The following is an 18940-nucleotide window of genomic DNA, read 5'->3' as shown; positions in this document are numbered from 1 at the left end:
TCCTAGGGCTTAGCAACATGAATAAAAAAGTCCGCCGTGACTCTGTTACTACCCGGTATTGGCAAACTCGAAAAGAGAACTTCATCATTCAGCGTCAACTGTATGTGCTTAGGACCAACTAAACGTCGACTGACCGCTGATTGAGATTGGAATAAAATGACGTTATTGCCATTTTGTGTGAGCAAGCTACTGTCAATTTCTTGATCAGTGAAATCTGCTACTTGTAATTTATTGAAGGTAATTTCGGTTCGGTTTTGTTCTTCATAACCTGCATCTGTGACTGACAGCCCAGTCAAATCTGCCTCGGCATATTTTGTCGCCACTATGTAGTAGTTCAGCCTGTCTTCGCGCGCATTAAAATTAATGGTGAAGTCAACAGGTGAGCTATAGTGGGAACTATCCACCGTGAGAATAAGTAATCCCTGACACTGGCTAGGCAGCTCTGGGAAAAACGCAATGTTGGTCTCAGCATTATCACTGTCAGTTTGTTCCGTTATGCGATACAAGCCGTTTTCATAAAGTGCAAGTTCAAAGGTAAAAGATTGAATATTTTGCGCCGCCGTAATCTCATAACTTTCAACGGTGTCACCAGCACTGTTCAATAAAGTTAAGGTTAATGGTCTTTGTTCAAGCACAATCTCATAGGTAAATCTTTCACCTGCTTTGGTAAAGCTCTGTGCGGATAAGCTATTAGGATCAGCATCATTACGATAGATAGTTAATTGATTGGTTTTATTGCCCAATTGAGTAATCACACTAAAGGTTGTTGATGTAGGTACTAATGCAAATAGTAAATGCGCACCTGACATATTTTGCATTGGTTCTGCTAGAGGGTTTTGCTGATAAAAAAGAGACGTTTGGCCGTTTTGATTTACGCTACGCATTTTCCCCACGTGCATAAGTTTGCCGGTGTTAACAACCGGCTTCAAAATCAAGTCCCCGCATAGCCCATCGTAAAAGTCATGGGTAATGCTGACGTCCATTAACTTACTAAACTCCATCTCAGCCTTTCCTTTCTATTGCCGGTTAGTTTATTTTGAATGAATCTCGTTATTCACGGTCAATATTGGCGGGCCAATATTAGGCGATTCTTGATCACGCAAACTAACCACGCGTATTTTGTAATAAACAGAAGGTAATTGTTTACCGCCGATAAATGCCCAAATCTGATTTAGCTGGTCATAATTGGGCGACTGCAAATCCAGAGATATTCTCGATAAAGTAGTATCAAGCTCCGGATAAGTATCTGGGGTAAACAAGGGGCGAGTTTGAAAAAAGTTCATTATGTGCGACATGTACTTTAATGCCTGATCATAAATATCAAAACGAGCCGCAAAAATGACATAAAGATTAACACGAAGCTCAGGTGCAAAAGTTAACATTTTGCCCTGGGAGTAGGTAGTTTTAGGGAGTTGCTGTTTAGTTATAGCTTCTTGTTCAACATTGATTAATGATAGGGAAATACTGTTTTTATCAAGGGCGTATTTACCGCTGTCATCCACAATAGGTCCAAGCTTCACAACATCATCAGTGAGCGCTGACTTAGATTTTAGATAGCCGTTAAGTTCGTTCATAACGAACATGAGTACAGAGTCAAGCATTCCATTTCTCTCGTCTTAATCTTTCTTTTCTGATCATTCCACTTGTCTAAACGACAACGGCACAAGAAAAACTGGAAACTCTGATCGACTTCGTTCTTATCCTAAAAAAGTAAACAGAAAGTAAACTTCTGTCAACATCCAAAGGTTGGTTATTAATTAACCAGCTGAGTTATTTAGGAATTTTTTTAATACCTCGCTAGGATTCTATCCAAATGGTCAGCAAATGCTTTACGATCTTTTTGGGAAAGTGGTGGCGGGCCCGAGGTTTGAAATCCACTAGCGCGCATTGTCTCCATAAAGTCTCGGGTATTCAATCGACTTTTAATCGTTTGTTTGTCGAATAACTCTCCCCGTGGCGATAATGCTAGGGCATTTTTACTGATAATTTCGTCTGCCAAAGGAATATCCGCAGTAATGACCAAATCATCCGGTTCTGCCCGTTTGACAATTTCATTGTCTGCAATATCAAACCCAGAAGCCACTTGCAAGCGTGTGATATAGGGTGATGGGGGAATACTTATGGCGTGATTGGCGATGAGTAACGTTTGAATTTTTTTCCGTTGCGCCGCCTTAAACAGAATGTCTTTAATAACATTTGGACAAGCATCTGCATCTACTAAAATTTTCAAATAATCACCATCAACTTATAAGCCAAGCTTGGTTAGTTTACAGTCGCCAATAGACAGGTCAATGATTAGTTAATCTTATTGCTGTTTAGCGGCTAATTAACCTAATACAGGTCTCTATGATAGCGAGTTGATTGAATCATTTTTTCTTTGCCTGCCTCACCCAAAATGCGGCTGATAGCCTTATCCACGCTATCGCCCATTTTGTCTTTACTACCACACAAATAAATGTGTCCATTATTGCCTAAGAATTCCTCAATGCTACTGGCTTTTTCCAATAATATATCCTGCACATACTGTGATTTAGCTGGGTTTCGAGAAAAGGCTCTATCGACTATTGTCAGCACACCTTCTTGTTGCCAATTCAATAATTTTTCGTGTAATGGCAAATCTAATTCTGGATCGCGTTCACCATAGATCAACCAAATAGGTCCTATATTGCCAATCTTTTGTTTGGTATATGCTCTGGTTTCAATCTGCCCGACCAAACCTGCAAGACCACTACCTGCACCGATTAGCAGCAGGGGCACTTGTGAGTCTGTGATTTTGCACATTGGATTTTCGACAATATTTACCGGTAAAGCATTCCCGGGAACCATTAATTGCGTCAAATAACCAGAAGCATGACCTAAAGTTCCGTCTGAGCGTTTTTGCAATCTAACGATAAGTTTTAGCTTTTTACCCTCATAAGCACTGGCGATTGAGTAGCTTCTGGGGTGTAAATAACGCTCTTGATTGTCAGGATCTGGGACGTAAATATCCACAATATCCCCGGCCTCCCACTGGCAGTTTTCTGTTTTAAACTCCAGTAAAAACAACCCTTCACTCTGGCTGGCAGGATTTAGGTGGGTGCGCTTTTCTAAGGTAATACGCGACGTATTGCCGCTACTTTGGATACGCTCATGTGACTGCGGCATATTCGCATCTAAGCACTGAATTGAATTGACAGGTTTAGCACCACAATCGACTAGTTGATTAAAGACTTCATAACCAAAAGCACAAAACTCAGGATAGCGACTATCTCCCAAGGCCGTTAATTCGAACTCAAGATGTTGCAAAGCAGTTTTGTTTAGCTTTTTCAGTTGATGGATGAAACCTCTACCATTATCAGGGGACTCACCGTCACCATAGGTACTAACAAACAAATACACCTTTTGCACCAATTGAAGACTTTGGCTGGTAACTTTGTTAAGTGGCAACAAAGGTGCATTCTCAAGGGATGAGGCTAGTTTCTTTGCTAACGAGAAACTTTGTCCAGATTGACTTGCATACAGCACTACTGTTTGCTGCTCATCCGAAAATGAGGCTTTAGTTTTATTCTCTTGCTTGAATATGCGGTAAACCCACAATATCCAAGCAAGCGCTAAACCAAGAGCAATCAGTAGTCTAAGGTTTTCCGACATTTTTTATAAAGGCAATACTTCTAGGGTCAATGCGTAACCACCTTGTCGTCTAGTTGCTGGTGCTTTCGCTTTCTCATCACTATAACTAGCTTCGATAAAATACATACCCGCTGTTGGCCAAGTGACGCTAAATTTGCCATCAGCATCTGAGGTCAAGGTAATAGTTTCTGAGTCGTTTCGGTATCGCATGCTGCCTCGAACGATTTCTATTTCCACCCCTTCAACCGGTTCACCGTCCATTAGAAATTGAAAACTGGCTGTTTCTGTTGCAAACAAATCGTTTGGATGCGTCAACGGCTTTAATTCAAGTCCAGTTTTGGTAATCGCTAGTGCTGTTTCATCTGGAGCACCTAGACTTACGTAAGTCTCTACGCGACGAGAGGAGTAGCTGACTTGTAGTTCTTTAGCATCTTTAGGCACTGCCTGTTCAAATGTTTGTTCACCAGCACCTCTACCTCGAGGAGGCCACATTTTACGGTTACCTTCAGCATCTTTCCAAAAAGCACGTAAACCTGAAGAAGCAGATGCAATTTTATAAGTGCCCTGCTGTTGTAAATTAATATCAAATGTAGATCGATATTTACCTGTAGCAACATTTTCCAATTCTACTTTGGTTGCTGTAGGGCCGGTCACCAAAATTCCGTTTGTTCTTAAAGGTACATGCTCAGGTAAAAATAGAGTATTTGAAACGGCTGCATCAAAAGTGACGTAGTTTTGATCGCCAGATAACACAGTTTCACTGGGTTTTATCCAAGCTCTGTGTGCTGATGCCGACACCACGACCGCTGACAATAAAATGCCTGCCGCTAGTTTAAAAATTGGATGTACTGTCATTGTAATTTTCCTTGTTGAACTTAATCTGCGGTTGCTGTCAGGGTAATCTGACTAATTTCTCTGCTACCCTCTTTTGATAGAGGCAATAGTGTAGTATCTAGCGGAAGCGCAATTTCTAAATCCAGTAGCTCACGACCGCCTACTTCTCTAGCAACTTCTACTCTCAATTTATATTTACCTGGCGGTAACGAACCCATCATTTGGCCTAAATTAGCCTCAACGTGATGTCGACCAGGACCTTTAGTTGCACCTGATACACCATCCACTGGAAGCTCTAAGTTACGACCACCTCGACGCCACCATTGACGCAAGTCAGCAAGCCATTCCTCACCTTTTTCGTTGTCCATAGCAACGTCATACCAAACTTCAATTTGTGTAGCCTGACGTTTATCATTTTCTAACCATACTGCTACATATGGTTTGTGATATTCGGCAACTTGCAGCCTTGGCAATTCAATTTGTAAATGCACTTCTGTCGCTTGCTCTAATGCATGGACATTCTGGATTAATGAAAAAGTTATCAGACTAGTAGCCACCAACAGCCGTTTTAACAAAATAGTTCTCCTTGTTTGTTTAATGAACAAATAAAAGTAGTAAGATACAGGGTGCCAACAACCCCAACACTGTGATTGGCCAAGTCATGCTTCGATGATTTGCTTGTCGATATAACAATATGAGGCCGGTAACACAAAACATCACGCAGATTATGGCAAATATATCGATAAACCATCCCCAGACTACGCCGGTGTCCCGCCCTTTATGCAGGTCGTTTAGATATGCAATTACGCCTCTATCTGTGCGCTCATAACTGAGCTCATTAATGCTCAAATCAATGGCCATCCAAGCATCTACTCCTGGACCAGCCATAGCGAGATAGATCTCTTCTTCAGTCCATTCTACGGAAGCTGATGGGCTAATCTGAATATCATGCATTTGCGCTAACCAAAACTGCACCGAACGAGGAAGCTGCGCATTCATACCAGATTGTTCACTTTGTTGCTGTGCAAGCTGTGAGAGTTGATCCAATAAGTCTTGGGGTAAACTGGCTTCCACGACTTGAATTTCTGGCTCTATGGTAATGTCAGTAGCATGATTTAAGGTAATACCGGTAATCGCGAATACTAACATTCCAGCCAAAGACAAAGAGGCACTTATCCAGTGCCACTGTCTAATAGAACCCACTTCGATCCGCATGTTTACCTTTTTGCTCCTTTAAAGCAGAATCATTTAGAAACTAACAGTGACGTTCGCCCAGAAGTTTCTTGCTTTGTCTTTTACATTGTAATCGTCTGTAAACACAACTTCACTCACTGCACCTCGACCAGTGACATATTCATACACACCGTCACCGTTTAAATCTTCGTAAGTTGTTGTATAAGAGGTGAAATCTCTATCCAATAGATTGTTTACGCGCAAATTCACTACCGTATACTCGTTAAGTGTCCACGATGCACCCAGGTTAAGTAAGGTGTAATTTTTATAATATAGTTCTCTTTCCAATATTGAATCATATCCTCGATAACGATCAGAACGGAGCTCCCCTTGTAAGTAAAGACTTACATCACTTGATAGTTCCCATGACAGGTTGATGTTCGCCATATGTTCAGCCGTATTGGTTAATGGTAGGCCTTCTTCAACTCCACTTTTTTGTTCGCTGTCGGTCCATGTGTAGTTTGCATAAACAGCCCAATCTTTCAGAAATTGATATCGACCAGCAATTTCAATCCCCTGTACTTCTACTTCGTCAATATTGATTTTTTGACTGTAAGTGTCATAGCCAAGTTGATCATATTCGCCAAGGTTAACACAGGGTCTTACACCACCTGTGGTTTCACAACTTTGAATAGTATCTCCTCGGGCTATTTTATCCTCAAACTCGGTCATGAAATATGTAATATTGAAATTATGTTCGTCAGTATTCCAATACAATGCGATTTCTGAATTAACGCTAGTTTCAGGTTGTAAATCAGGATTTCCAGCAAATGGACTAGTACCTTGACCACCGAAGCCGGTAATGCCATCGTATAAATCTGTCGTTTGAGGAGTTTTGTATCCTGTACTAACACCGCCTTTTAACACCCAATCAGTTGATAGGTTGTAAACTGCATATATACGCGGCGAGGTTTGACCACCAAATACATCATGGTCGTCATATCGGACACCTGCTGTTAAGGTGAAAGTGTCTGTCATCATCCAGTTGTCTTCAGCAAAGACTGAATACATCTTCTGCTCTTGAATGGCGCCAGCATTACCTGATTCTAAGCCGAACACCCCGTCTTGCAACTCACCGTCAATTGCTTGGGCGCCTAATACGAAGTTATGATCACCTGCTAGGTTGTTTACTGGAATATCTGCTCTTAGGTCAAACGTATACTGGCTACTCTCTAAGGGTCTGTTAGGACGAGGTAAGAATGTCTCTTCAGCTATATCTCGACGCTCTTCCTCACTTAAACCGGCATAAACACCCGTACCATCATACATCTCCTGCAAAAGTAAACGCTCACTTACACTTAAAGGTAATGTCCGACCATTGTTTTGAGTATCAACATAAGAAAGCGAAGCATCTAATGAAAACGATGAAAATTCTCCTTGATAAGCGAGTGACCACCATTGACGATCAAACTCTTGTTCCGCAGCATAGCCTGCTCGCGGGTTTACCTGTCCGCGACGAGAAGCCCAAATACTGTCTATATTATCTTTTGTACCTAAAGGATAAGTGATGGTGCCAGTATCCAAATCGTATTCTGGTGTGTTGTCATATTCTTGATGTGAATTGTCATAATCAAACATCAGTTCATGATTGTCAGCTATGGTATAATTTAAACTAAAACCAAAGTGCTCATTTGTATTATCTACGGTTCGACCACCGCTACCAAAACCTAAAGCTCTTACATGAACATCACCATTTGGATCTACCGCTGGCTCAAATTGCGGAGATGAAGCCTGTTGTTCGTATAGACTTGCTCTAAGGCCCAGACTAAGGACATTCTCAATTAGAGGACCATTAAGTGTGACATCTGTAGTTATATCATCTCCAAAATCGTCATCGCTTTGCACGCTTCTTCCGTAAGTGATTGCGCCCCCCCAACTTTCACTATGCTTCTTTGTGATTATATTGATGACACCACCTAGTGCATCAGCACCGTAAAGAGTCGAAGCGGGCCCTCTAATGACCTCTACTCGTTCAATGACATCTAATGGAGGGATATGATTAAATGCGTTACCACCAAAATTATTTGGGTAGATGTCACCATGATTATTTTGACGCTTTCCATCTATCAAAAGTAAGGTGTACTCGCCTGTTAACCCTCTCATGCTAACACTGCCTTGGCCCGTCTTGTCTCTAGTCGTACCAATATCGATACCTTCTTGATACTTTACGGCATCTAAAATAGAAGTGAACGAGCGAGTTTTAAGCTCTTCCGCAGTAATGACTGAAATACTAGCGGGGGCCTCTACAATTTTTTGTTCGAAACCAGTTGCTGTAATTACGATAGTTTCAACATCTTCATACTTTGCCGTTGCTTGTACAGTAGCATTTGCACCAAGTCCTATAACAACCGCCGCTGCGATTGAAGAATATCTTGCAGATAATTTCATTTGTAACCTATTGAATGTGTTGAGTGTGTAAACGTGTTCGTTTTGTATTTCTTTACTTAATGGACTCAATGTTACAGAATGAAATCTTCATGTCAACCATAATGATAACCATTATCATTTGCATTTATTTAAATGGCCGTTTTTTAATCGATTTTAATGTTTGTAATTCAGATATTAAGGAGAAAAGGCAATTTGGGTGACCACAAACTGCCTTTTCTTTAAATGTTAAACCGTCTTATTCAAGGTTTGGCTGGTGTGGATGAAACTATTTCGCTTATTTCTTTATTACTCATTTTGGCCAACTCGAGTAGATAATCTTTCTGTAATCCATCCAGTTGCTGACCTTCCAATAGTTGTTTTAATTTATCAGCCTCATTGTTAGCGATGGCCGTTTTTATCGCTGACATACTTGCGATTGGCCCTATCTTTGTTTTACTCATTTTGATCTCCTTTCGTTACGAATTTCAAAATACAGTCAAAATTTTAAGCTGCATTAACTCTTTTGAGTTCTGCGAACCTTTCGAACAGTGCTATTTCACTAAGGACAGCAATTTTTTCTTGTTTATCTAACCAAGACCAGGCTTCTTCGCATGAAGTGGCGTCATTCAACTTGTACTCAGCACTTAACTTGTGTACCGGAGCCTGACCTCTCTTTAATCGCGGAATCGGTTGCACCATGGAAAAATGGCGTTGTTTCAGCCTTGGATTTATCGCTACGTCTAAACTGCATAACTGAGCTACTTCGTTATTGAGTTCTTCAGCAAACTTATCTCTGGCTTCAAATATGGCAAGGGACTTTTGTTCTTCTGGAATATTCAAAATACCCAGCTTTCTGAATACTTTCGCCAATATTTGGCTACCGCTTAGCGCCGACAAAGGAATCGAAAGTACCAAACCAATTAAGATTGGGGATAACCAAATCAACAGACTCGGCGCGTTAAAGTAGACTAAAGCTGTCAATCCGATGCCAATCAAGGTGTGCCAGAAATGTTGTTTGGTCACTTGCATCCAGGGTATACCGGAATATTGTCTTTGCTGTGTTGACCAGCCAGAGTCCTTACCACGAAAGATATCGATGATATGCTTGGTATGTATAAGCATGAAAATTGGCGCATACAAAATAGAGAAAAACATTTCAACTAGAGTACCTAATGTCATGCGAATGATGCCCAAAGGCTTTCGTAACGAAGTATGAAAGAATGCCCTAATCAAACCAAAGAGTTTTGGTAGCACCACTATCACCATTGTAAATATAAACAACTGGATCATGCGCTCAGAATCAAACACTGGCCAATTTGGCAGTAAGGTCATCTGATCAGAAAAGTATTCAATGTTTGCGTAATGAGTTTGCACCGCCATTACAATCCCAATCAAAATTAGTGCTAACCAAAATGGCGATGCCATATAGGCCATAACACCTGTTAACATGTGAAACCTGTTTGGCCATCGAAGTCCTCTGGCTTTTAGCACTGCAAGATGTTGAATATTGCCTTGAGCCCACCGTCTATCACGCACAGCTACATCACTTAAACTCGGTGGGCTTTCTTCCCACGAACCTTTGAGTGCGGGTAACATTCGAACTTTCCACCCAGCTCTGCGCATTAACGCGGCTTCGACAAAATCATGTGACAGGATATCCCCTTGGAATGGACGCACGCCGCCAATTTTTGGTAATCCCGCTGTTTCTGCAAACGCGCTCACGCGGATTATTGCGTTGTGCCCCCAGTAGTTACCGTCATTACCTTGCCAAGCCGTAATTCCCTGCGCCACTATGGGGCCATAAATACTACCGGCGAACTGCTGTAATCGTGCAAATAAAGTATCACCACGATACAAACAAGGAAGGGTTTGAATGATGCCGCTCTGGTCATCCGCAGCCATCTCTAGCATAAGCTGGTGTAGAGTGTCTGCAGAAAGCAGGCTATCTGCATCCAACACTAGCATGTAGTCATATCTGGCTCCCCAGCGACTCACAAATTCATGAACGTTGCCGGCTTTCTTTGCACTATTATCAAATCGCCGTCTGTACCAAACATTCATTTTGCCGCGCAAGGCTTCTTTAAGTTTAGCCACGGCTGCAGTTTCTTTTATCCAAACATCTGGATTATTCGAATCAGAAATAATAAAAATTTCGAACTGTTCACCTAAGCCTCTTGCATCCAACTCCGTGCCCATTGCATAAAGAGCCGCGCAAGTTTCGCTTGGATCTTCATTGTAAACCGGCATCAATAACACTGTCTTTTTGTCAGTAATATCGACATTATCTTTACGAGTAGATTTGCCGGAAAAGAGAAAGCCTACTAAACCAGCACAAGCGGCAAGGGCTATCCATACAAAGGTAATGCAAAACAAGGCTACCATCACCCACTGTAAAATGGTGACTTTGCCTTGAGAAACGATAAGGACCATTTGATAAGTTGCATAAACAGTCAGCGCTAATGCTCCACCAAAGGTGATAAGCCTAGCCAGTAATGCCTTCCACCCCTGAAAACCATGGTTAACCTCTGGTTTTGTAGAAAAATCTTGGGGTAACATTTGCAAACTAGCCGCTGGAGGAACGGCTTGGTTTTCAGTATTTAACGAGTCCATCTGTAAAGCCATGTTTCCCCCCATTGCTTGTCATTTTGTTGAAGACCTACGCGAATTTCTGACAAATCCTCGTCACCGGGTTCAAATTTAACAACTACTCGCAGATTTCCTGTTTGTGGTACTACTTTACTGACAGTACCTGTTATGCGACCTGTACTAGATTGAGCGTTTACCACAACATCTTCTGGGATCTGATCCGCTTTATAGTCGATGACAAACTCTCTTTGAGTATTAGACCCAATAGATAATCCAGAAGCGCTCGCGACTACTTTTGCGATTTTGTTTTTCACTGGCGCATCGCTTCCAAATGCAATCTCATAATTGAATTCGTAAGACTCACCCGCTTTTAATGGCTGCTTCGGTTGCCAAAATGCAACTATGTTGTCGTGAATTTCCATATTGGTAGGAATTTCGAATAACTCCACATGACCTTGCCCCCAATCGTTGAGAGGTGTTACCCAAGCTGAAGGTCGATCTTGATAATGAGCTTCAAAATCCTCAAAATCTTCAAAATCACGACTTCGCTGCATCAAGCCAAAGCCTTTGATGTTGTGATCTTGAAACACCGACACTTCTAATCGTAATGGATTAGCTAAAGACCGCCATACTTGCTCACCATTGCCTTTAAGCATTAATAAACCATCGGAGTCATGTACCGAAGGTCTGAAATCATCAAATCTGACATTATTCATGGCATTAAAGAGGAACATGGAAGTGAGCGGTGCTATGCCAAAATGTGTTATGTCTGTTCTTGGGTACAGAGTGCTTTTTACTTTTATGCGAGTGTGCTCGCCAGGTTTAGCCGTGAAGGTGAAAGCGCCTGTGACGGACGGACTCTCCATTAAAGCATGCACCACTAAGGCATCATCTGTTTCGCGCGGACGTTCAATCCAAAAGTCGGTAAACTCAGGAAATTCTTCACCTGTTGGCTTTCCCGTATTAATGGCAAGCCCTCGTGCCGAGAGTCCATACCAATTGGTTTTGCCCACAGCTCGAAAATAAGTTCCGCCCTGAAATACCATGAACTCATCCCACTTATCATCCCTGTTTATTGGAGTGGTAACGCTAAAACCAGAATATCCTTGCGCCTTTGTATTTTTAACTTGTTCTTGACCTTCGTCATAATTAAAAATTTCAGACGTATAAAGAACACGACGAGACACCCCGCCAACAACTAAATTTAAATTGACTGGTGTTTTAAAAAGAAACCCTGGATGTAAAGGATTAACTCTAAAGTTTCTATCTTCTCGATTCCAAATGGTCGCGCCACGCTCAAACTGAATCTTCTTATAATCGTCGTAATTTAACTGACTAAGTGGATTATCTGCAGGTATTGTTTTGGCTTCGTATGCTTTTTCAGACAGTGTTTTTGCATGACTTTCTAGCCAAGCTCTATCAAACGCATGAGTAGGACGCTTTGGACTTTCTTGTTTATCGTTTTCAGATACTTCCGCGACGGTCGTAGGTTGTTTCTGTGATACTTGCGCTTGTAGTTGGCCTGCGCCTCTGTTTAAAAACGCCGACTGAACATCAATCGCATACAAGATACTCAATATCCCAACGATGAATGCAGAAACCGTGATTAGAAAGGGCTTATTCGACATTAGCTTTCCTTAATTACCTTATATAACTTAAATTACCTGCTTCCCAAAAGGACGAATGCCGGTGTACAGGGTGACTCAAATAGGAGTCAGTTTGCGACGTTAAAAATGATTGAACATTTAATGTAGATAGCGGTAGACCGCATTTTTTATTATTTTTTAACACTACTTTTGCAGAAATTACGCCAGTTATTTAAAGGAACCGTAGAATTGGCCCTATAAGAAGCAACATATTGTTTTTATTATCTTTATGTTGTTTTTCTTGGCCATGAGATGTCAATTGAAATCCTATCCTCTAATTAGTATGCACAATAAACTGGGAAATTTTTGCTTGCGAGTGCGTAAATTTTAGAATGTGAAAACAAGAAAAATCGCTTGAAACTAGACACCTAACTAACTAATACTTGATTGACCAACATTAGTTAGCCATAGGCTTTCGTTAGATAGTTTTAGTGTCTGAATCGCCCCGTCGGAGAATTTTCCATGGAACAAAATCTTCTTGAAAAAACAGGCTTATCCTTGGCGCAGTGGAAAGTTGAACTTGCCAAATTACCTTTTACAAAACATGGCGAGTACATGAAATATCTCAAGTCAGAATTGGGAATATCTCATGGTTATGCTAATTTCATTACCCTTAAATTTCGGGAGGCTGATGCCGGCTCGTCTCAAGACAGTGAGTTAGTGAGCAATCAATATAAGGGTAAAGAGAATTTAAAACCTATATTTGATTTACTTACTGCCAAGATAACCGAGCTTGGTTCCAATGTAGAAGTCGTGCCAAAAAAATCGGCAGTGAGCTTTAGAGTTAAACGGCAATTTGCGTTGATTCAGCCCTCTACTAAAACACGCATTGATTTAGGACTAAAACTTAATGACGTTGAGCACCAAGGCAGACTTGAAACCTCAGGACCTTTTGGCACTATGTGCACCCATAGAGTTCAACTGACTAACTTAGATCAGATTGATGAGCAACTTTTGCAGTGGATTAAACTTGCGTATACACAAGCAAATTGATCCACTACCGCTACTATTAAATCAGGACAATTAAATGCAAAGACGGGAATTTTTAACCTTCGCAGGGATGGGAGCTCTACTTAGCTTAACTGGATTACCTAGCTTCTCTTTACAAGCTAAGAATACACCCAAGATTCCTCAAGATTATGATTTTTTTGTAGGTTTACTCGAGAAAATAGCTGACCCAGTTTTATCTATTTTTGCCAACCAAAATTTTCATAAAAAATTTCCTTTGCAGGTACCTAAAAATGGCGATGGTCGCGACCAACGCGTGGCTTATTTAGAATGTTTCGGACGCACTATAGCGGGCGCTGCGCCTTGGATTGCGCTAAATGAACCTGGTCCATACCAGCAAAGACGTCTAAAAATGCGTGAAAATGCTTTGCAATGCTATGAATATTCAGTTGACCCTAAAAGCCCTGATTATCTTGATTGGGATGTTGGTCATGGTCAAATGTTAGTGGATTCAGCTTATTACACTCAAGCAATGATTCGTGCACCTTTGTTATGGCAACAACAATCCAATAAAACTAAACAAAGAATTATAAAAGAAATTAAATCTCTGCGTAAAATTCAACCTCCTTATACTAACTGGTTACTTTTCGCAGCAATGAACGAAGCTTTTCTAATGAGCATCGACGAGGAGTATGATCCTATTCGCTTAGATTATGCGATTCGTAAATTCAAAGAATGGTATGTAGGGGATGGTTGGTTCGCTGATGGCCAACATTTTGCGTTTGATTATTATGGCTCTTATGTCATTCATCCAATGCTACTGGATATCTTAGAGGTTATGGCCAATAAAGAGGCTTATTTTTGGAAAGGCGATATAAAGGTAGAACTAGACACCGAAATAAAACGCTCACAACGATTCTGTGAACATCTAGAAAGACTAATTTCGCCAACTGGTACCTACCCGCCAATAGGTCGTTCTCTTACCTATCGAACTGCAGCATTCCAGCCTTTAGCTCAATTAGCCTTGAAAAATAAGTTGCCAGATTCCTTGCCTGTAGGCCAGGTGAGAGCTGCTTTAAAAGCAGTGCATGAAACTATTTTTGTAAAACACAATAATTTTTCTGAAGATGGGTTCTTAAAAATAGGATTTACGGGTGCCAATATAGCCTTAAGCGACTGGTACTCAAATAATGGCAGTATGTACATCACCACCGCGAGCTTCTTGCCTTTAGGGCTTCCCTTGAGCGACCTGTTTTGGCAAAGCCCATCTGAAGACTGGACCCAGAAAAAAGCATTTGCTGGCGAAGCATTTAAAAAAGACTATCCCGTAGAATACTAACAGGAAGTTTTTGATTAAAAATAGTTTATTTTTTATATTAAATTTTAAAAATAAACGACTTTAGTCTATAAATTAGTTTATTAGTGTATTTTGGCTTCAGATATATGAAGGTAACTTTTCTTTTTCGACAAAATCGAAATGGATTTCCTGAATTGCTTAGTAGCAAAGCGATAAGCGCCTGTCTGATTTTTATCACATTATTGCTTTCAATAGTATTCAGCAAATCCAGTAGTGCGATTGAAGTGGTATATCCTAATAGAGATGGTATAGGTACCTCTGCACTTGGTTATTCTGTTCTTAAACTCGCGCTAGAAAAATCTGGAGAAGATTATCAATTAATACTTGATGATAAAGTCGTAAATTCTCAAAGACTTATAAGAATGGCAACAACCAATCAAATCGATGTTATCGACGGCGGGTACTTACCCGCATTTTTAGAAGAACTCGATATAATCTACAAACCGATTGATATGGGGGTAAGTGGATGGCGGTTATTTATCACCCGTAAAGAAAATGTCTCCAAACTAAATAAGGTGAATGATCTGCAAGATTTAGTTGCTTTTACGGTCGGTCAAGGCACCGGTTGGCATGACAACGTCATTCTTGAAAACGCAGGCTTTAAAGTTATTACCGCGCCTACGATACAAAACCTCTTTTTACGCGTAAATGCCGAAAGGTTCCACTTATTACCTTTGGGCGCGCATGAAGCTTATGGGCTTTTAGAAAAATTTGGACCTAAAGATCATAGCCTTGTTGTGGATGAAAACATCACTTTGTTTTACCCGTTTGGGCGATTTTTTTATCTGCATCCGAGTAATAAAAAGTTAAAAGCCATAATTGAAAAAGGCCTAGAAAAGGCGTTAGAAGACGGAAGTTTGTTTCATCTTTTACGCAACCATAAGTATTCAAAAGATGCGTTTGAACGAGCAAATATGGATAAGCGTACTGTTATTCGTGTTGACACCCCAGGTTTAACCCGTGAGTTCGAAAATATTGATCCCAAGTGGTGGGTAACTCCCTGAGATTGGGAGAATGAACTACGACTCCATTGTTATAATGAACTACGGCTCCATTTTAATGAAATTTATGTGACGGTGAGATTATGACTTGATTTTAAAGTGTGTTGTTATATTATAACAATCAAAATGTAACATTATAACAATACAAAGATGTCAAAAAAATTTCTCACATATTCAATACTTTTAGGTCTTGCTAGCTCTCCTGCAATTGCTTGTCAAATCTCTGGAGAAGTTAGAGATCAGGCCGGTAATTTGGTGACTTCAGGTGAAGTACAAATTATGGGTACTCAGCTTAGGGCTCCAATCAAAAAAGATGGTAGCTTTAGCCTTCAAAATCTCGGCCAAGGACAATTCGAGCTTCACGTTTCGTCTGAAAACTTTATTCATAACACCACGATAATTAATGTACCTGAAAATGGTATCGACGATTTAGTTATCAAGGTGAAAGATGCCAGTATCGAAATCTTCGATGTCACAGCAAGTGCCTTCCACGCTTCTAATCTTGAATCTTCGATCCCTGTCGGTGTGTTAGCCGGTGATGACCTGAATAGAAGACAAGCATCTACATTGGGCGACACCTTAACAAATGAAGTTGGCGTGCATTCCTCTGCTCACGGCGGTGTCGCAGGTACGCCAATTATCCGTGGCCTAAGTGGTCCGCGGGTTTTAATAGCCCAAAATGGTCTTGATGCCTCGGACGCTTCACGTGTTGGCCCTGATCATCAGGTTGCGACTGACAGCACCTCTGCTCAGCAAATAGAAGTACTAAGAGGTCCTGCGACCTTATTTTACGGAAGTGGCGCCATAGGTGGTGTTATAAATGTAGTCGATAACAGAATTCCTAAATACGCTGAAACGACCGGTGAACTAAGCTTTAGTCGTAATTCAAATAACGCTGAGGAAGCGGTTAGCGGCAACCTTATTAAAGATATCAATGATTTCGTTTTTTCCGCCCAAGGGTACTACCGTGATGCACAGACATACTCAGTCCCCGGTGCTGCGATATTAGAAGAACATGATGACCACGATGATGAAGATGAACATGACGAGCATGAAAACGAGAGCACAGTTGAAAATACCCAATACAGGTCATCTGGATTTTCCCTTGGCTCTAGTTATTTATTCGACAACGGACACATAGGCTTTGCAGTAGAACGTCAAGATAGTTTATACGGTGTACCTGGACATGGCGGTCACGAGGAACACGAGGGTGAAGAAGAAGGTGAAGAGGAAGCCGTTGTCTTGGACATGAAGCAAACCCGTTACCAAACCCAAGCAAGTTATCAACCAGGATCTGATACCTTCAGCGCAATTAATTTTGCCGGTGCATACACAGATTATGAACATGTGGAAATTGAAAATGGCGCTCCTGGCACAAGCTTTCAAAATCAAACCACAGAAATGAGAGTTGAAGCCCTGCACCGCCATTGGTATGACTGGCGTGGTGGCTTTAGTGTCCATTATAAGCAATCAGATTTTAAAGCTGTAGGAGAAGAAGCTTTTACTCCTCCCTCTGACACTCAAACATTAGGCTTAGGTTGGATAGAAGAGAAGCACTTCGGAGATTACCTATTACAGATGGGTGCCCGAATCGAGAGAGTAAAAATTTCTGCAGCAGAACTATTCTCTTCCGATATCGAATTGGTTTCTTTAGAGGACGATCATCTAGAAGAAGATCATCACGAAGATGAAGATCACAACCACGAACATGCCGATCTAGAAAGCATAGATGTTAGCTTTACCCCTTTAAGCTTATCTTTGGGTGTCGTCTGGGATGTCACTGATGGCTATAATATGAGTTTGTCTTATGCACGAGCAGAACGTGCACCTTCAGCTGCTGAACTGTTTTCATTAGGTCCACATTTAGGCAGTGGAAACTATGAAATTGGCGCGTTTTATAACATAGATGAAGAAGGACATATTGTTCAAAATCAGGCTGATTTAGATGTTGAAGCTTCTAACAACCTCGATTTCTCTGTACGAAAATTCGACGGCGATATTGGCTTTATTTTTAATTTGTTCTACAACCACGTAGATAACTATTATTATGACGCCAACACAGCCTTTATTGCTGACTTTGAGCATGATCATGAGGAAGAAGCCGATCTTGAGGAAGAGCATGTTGAGGAAGAAGGTCACGAAGACGGCTTGCCAGTGTTGTTATTCCGTAATCAAGATGCAAAACTTTATGGTGCTGAACTTCAAGTAAACTGGCAAGCGACTGACAATCTTAAGTTAACCACTCAAGCGGACATGGTAAGAGCACGGTTAGATGATGAAAGTTCTTCTGAACTACCTCGGACCCCACCAGCTCGCTTGAGCATTGGTGCTGAATATCAAACTCAAGATTGGTATGCTGACGTCAGCGTTATGCATGTGTTCGAACAAGATAAAACAGCGCCATTGGAAGCCTCAACTGACGGTTACACCATGGTTGATGTCAATTTCAGTTATTATCTTCCAGTGCAAGATTATGAATTTGAATTATTCATCAAAGGTCGTAATCTAACCGATGAATTTGCTCGGGTACATACCTCTTATTTACGTGACCAAGCTCCTTTACCGGGCCGAAGCGTACTACTCGGCGCAAGAGCTCGGTTTTAACAATCCTCATTAGTTTGCAATGGGGCTTACTTGAATTAGTGCGGATCTAGTATATTATTTGTACAGGATCCGCAACTAGCCCACTTAGAGGCCCTAGATAAATGAAGCCCGCTGCGCGCATAACGGACATGCACATTTGTCCTCAAGTTATTGCTACTGTTCCTCATGTTGGTGGTCCAGTCATAGGTCCTGGTAGTCCAACCGTGCTCATAGGCGGTTTACCTGCTGCTGTTCAAGGGGATTCCTGCGTCTGCGTTGGTCCTCCCGATAGCATAAATATGGGCTCATCCAGTGTGTTAATTGGCGGTAAGCCAGCTGCAAGGATGGGTGATATGACTGCCCATGGCGGTTCTATCGTAATTGGATGTCCAACGGTTTTAATTGGCGATTGATAACCTTTGAAGGTTAAGTTTGTGGAAGCGTGATAAATTTGATTAGGAAGGTAGAACTTTCAGCTTGGAGCTGACCGCCTTAGCGGCCAACTCTCAATACGCTATTTTTTATCGTCTTTGAATTTCTTGATGTCTGCACCCAAAATTTTCTCGACTTTCTTGCGGCCTATGTACGCGACCGGCGCATATGGTAGCTTGGGTTTGAAGTACTTGAGTATTTTCATGATTGGCCCCCTTTGTTAATACTATAGGTAACCCTTCAGATTTGCATGTTTAGCAAGTATCTGAGAGTTAAGTATAGCACTTCATACTAAAATTTCCAGAAGTTTTTCGAAACAACTGGGAATATCCTCAGTAAATCCT

16 protein-coding genes are annotated in these 18940 nt (G+C 41.2%); 5 read left to right on the top strand and 11 right to left on the bottom strand.

Features of this window, described 5'->3' with window-relative positions:
- Positions 1–2 precede the first annotated feature (2 nt).
- The 11 genes from ACNKW3_RS03005 to ACNKW3_RS02955 all read right to left on the bottom strand — a co-directional run bounded on the left by ACNKW3_RS03005 (position 3) and on the right by ACNKW3_RS02955 (position 12257).
- Positions 3–1001, bottom strand: coding sequence for a hypothetical protein (locus ACNKW3_RS03005; RefSeq protein WP_427397785.1), 999 nt, complete (start codon positions 999–1001; stop codon positions 3–5).
- A gap of 30 nt (positions 1002–1031) precedes the next feature.
- Positions 1032–1601: a DUF4255 domain-containing protein gene (locus ACNKW3_RS03000; RefSeq protein ID WP_427397784.1), complete on the bottom strand. Its 570-nt coding sequence runs from the start codon at positions 1599–1601 to the stop codon at positions 1032–1034.
- 185 nt (positions 1602–1786) lie between these two features.
- Entirely contained in the window at positions 1787–2230 is a 444-nt protein-coding gene (locus ACNKW3_RS02995) for a YaiI/YqxD family protein (RefSeq protein WP_427397783.1), read from the bottom strand.
- Between the two features lie 101 nt (positions 2231–2331).
- Entirely contained in the window at positions 2332–3630 is a 1299-nt protein-coding gene (locus tag ACNKW3_RS02990) for an NADPH cytochrome P450 oxidoreductase family protein (protein WP_427397782.1), read from the bottom strand.
- Positions 3631–3633: 3 nt separating this feature from the next.
- Positions 3634–4464: a DUF4198 domain-containing protein gene (locus tag ACNKW3_RS02985; protein ID WP_427397781.1), complete on the bottom strand. Its 831-nt coding sequence runs from the start codon at positions 4462–4464 to the stop codon at positions 3634–3636.
- Between the two features lie 20 nt (positions 4465–4484).
- Positions 4485–5018, bottom strand: coding sequence for a DUF2271 domain-containing protein (locus tag ACNKW3_RS02980; RefSeq protein ID WP_427397780.1), 534 nt, complete (start codon positions 5016–5018; stop codon positions 4485–4487).
- 19 nt (positions 5019–5037) lie between these two features.
- The gene (locus ACNKW3_RS02975) at positions 5038–5658 is read right to left on the bottom strand and encodes a PepSY-associated TM helix domain-containing protein (RefSeq protein ID WP_427397779.1); all 621 of its coding nucleotides are present in this window, start codon (positions 5656–5658) and stop codon (positions 5038–5040) included.
- Positions 5659–5691: 33 nt separating this feature from the next.
- On the bottom strand, positions 5692–8064 hold the full coding sequence (locus ACNKW3_RS02970) for a TonB-dependent receptor domain-containing protein (RefSeq protein WP_427397778.1): 2373 nt from the start codon (positions 8062–8064) through the stop codon (positions 5692–5694).
- Positions 8065–8303: 239 nt separating this feature from the next.
- Complete coding sequence (locus ACNKW3_RS02965; protein ID WP_427397777.1) at positions 8304–8504, bottom strand: hypothetical protein; 201 nt, start codon at positions 8502–8504, stop codon at positions 8304–8306.
- A 43-nt stretch (positions 8505–8547) separates the two neighbouring features.
- Positions 8548–10665, bottom strand: a complete 2118-nt coding sequence (gene mdoH, locus ACNKW3_RS02960; RefSeq protein WP_427397776.1) for a glucans biosynthesis glucosyltransferase MdoH — start codon at positions 10663–10665, stop codon at positions 8548–8550.
- Complete coding sequence (locus ACNKW3_RS02955; protein WP_427397775.1) at positions 10641–12257, bottom strand: glucan biosynthesis protein; 1617 nt, start codon at positions 12255–12257, stop codon at positions 10641–10643. The genes mdoH and ACNKW3_RS02955 overlap by 25 nt, the downstream gene beginning before the upstream one ends.
- Positions 12258–12737: 480 nt before the next feature.
- On the opposite strand from ACNKW3_RS02955, the gene ACNKW3_RS02950 reads away from it, so the two are divergent.
- From ACNKW3_RS02950 to ACNKW3_RS02930, 5 genes are all read left to right on the top strand, one after another.
- A complete protein-coding gene (locus tag ACNKW3_RS02950) occupies positions 12738–13268 on the top strand; it encodes a DUF5655 domain-containing protein (RefSeq protein ID WP_427397774.1) in 531 nt (176 codons plus the stop codon).
- Positions 13269–13302: 34 nt separating this feature from the next.
- Complete coding sequence (locus tag ACNKW3_RS02945) at positions 13303–14562, top strand: DUF2264 domain-containing protein (protein ID WP_427397773.1); 1260 nt, start codon at positions 13303–13305, stop codon at positions 14560–14562.
- 104 nt (positions 14563–14666) lie between these two features.
- Positions 14667–15584 (top strand): hypothetical protein, encoded by a 918-nt coding sequence (locus tag ACNKW3_RS02940; RefSeq protein ID WP_427397772.1) that lies wholly within the window; start codon positions 14667–14669, stop codon positions 15582–15584.
- A gap of 147 nt (positions 15585–15731) precedes the next feature.
- Positions 15732–18185, top strand: a complete 2454-nt coding sequence (locus tag ACNKW3_RS02935) for a TonB-dependent receptor (protein WP_427397771.1) — start codon at positions 15732–15734, stop codon at positions 18183–18185.
- A gap of 101 nt (positions 18186–18286) precedes the next feature.
- Positions 18287–18577: a PAAR domain-containing protein gene (locus ACNKW3_RS02930; protein ID WP_427397770.1), complete on the top strand. Its 291-nt coding sequence runs from the start codon at positions 18287–18289 to the stop codon at positions 18575–18577.
- Positions 18578–18940 lie beyond the last annotated feature (363 nt).

Origin of the sequence: Glaciecola sp. 1036 (genome assembly GCF_050306235.1) — a bacterium.
Lineage (GTDB): Bacteria > Pseudomonadota > Gammaproteobacteria > Enterobacterales > Alteromonadaceae > Glaciecola.
Note: the sequence above shows the minus strand (reverse complement) of the source record. Positions and strands in the feature narration are given on the sequence as shown.

What these genes read in the sequence shown, in the direction of transcription:
- ACNKW3_RS03005 (WP_427397785.1), bottom strand. Translation starts at nt 1,001, where the DNA reads ATGGAGTTTAGTAAGTTAATGGACGTCAGCATTACCCATGACTTTTAC.
- ACNKW3_RS03000 (WP_427397784.1), bottom strand. Translation starts at nt 1,601, where the DNA reads ATGCTTGACTCTGTACTCATGTTCGTTATGAACGAACTTAACGGCTAT.
- ACNKW3_RS02990 (WP_427397782.1), bottom strand. Translation starts at nt 3,630, where the DNA reads ATGTCGGAAAACCTTAGACTACTGATTGCTCTTGGTTTAGCGCTTGCT.
- ACNKW3_RS02985 (WP_427397781.1), bottom strand. Translation starts at nt 4,464, where the DNA reads ATGACAGTACATCCAATTTTTAAACTAGCGGCAGGCATTTTATTGTCA.
- ACNKW3_RS02975 (WP_427397779.1), bottom strand. Translation starts at nt 5,658, where the DNA reads ATGCGGATCGAAGTGGGTTCTATTAGACAGTGGCACTGGATAAGTGCC.
- ACNKW3_RS02970 (WP_427397778.1), bottom strand. Translation starts at nt 8,064, where the DNA reads ATGAAATTATCTGCAAGATATTCTTCAATCGCAGCGGCGGTTGTTATA.
- ACNKW3_RS02965 (WP_427397777.1), bottom strand. Translation starts at nt 8,504, where the DNA reads ATGAGTAAAACAAAGATAGGGCCAATCGCAAGTATGTCAGCGATAAAA.
- mdoH (WP_427397776.1), bottom strand. Translation starts at nt 10,665, where the DNA reads ATGGCTTTACAGATGGACTCGTTAAATACTGAAAACCAAGCCGTTCCT.
- ACNKW3_RS02955 (WP_427397775.1), bottom strand. Translation starts at nt 12,257, where the DNA reads ATGTCGAATAAGCCCTTTCTAATCACGGTTTCTGCATTCATCGTTGGG.
- ACNKW3_RS02950 (WP_427397774.1), top strand. Translation starts at nt 12,738, where the DNA reads ATGGAACAAAATCTTCTTGAAAAAACAGGCTTATCCTTGGCGCAGTGG.
- ACNKW3_RS02945 (WP_427397773.1), top strand. Translation starts at nt 13,303, where the DNA reads ATGCAAAGACGGGAATTTTTAACCTTCGCAGGGATGGGAGCTCTACTT.
- ACNKW3_RS02940 (WP_427397772.1), top strand. Translation starts at nt 14,667, where the DNA reads ATGAAGGTAACTTTTCTTTTTCGACAAAATCGAAATGGATTTCCTGAA.
- ACNKW3_RS02935 (WP_427397771.1), top strand. Translation starts at nt 15,732, where the DNA reads ATGTCAAAAAAATTTCTCACATATTCAATACTTTTAGGTCTTGCTAGC.
- ACNKW3_RS02930 (WP_427397770.1), top strand. Translation starts at nt 18,287, where the DNA reads ATGAAGCCCGCTGCGCGCATAACGGACATGCACATTTGTCCTCAAGTT.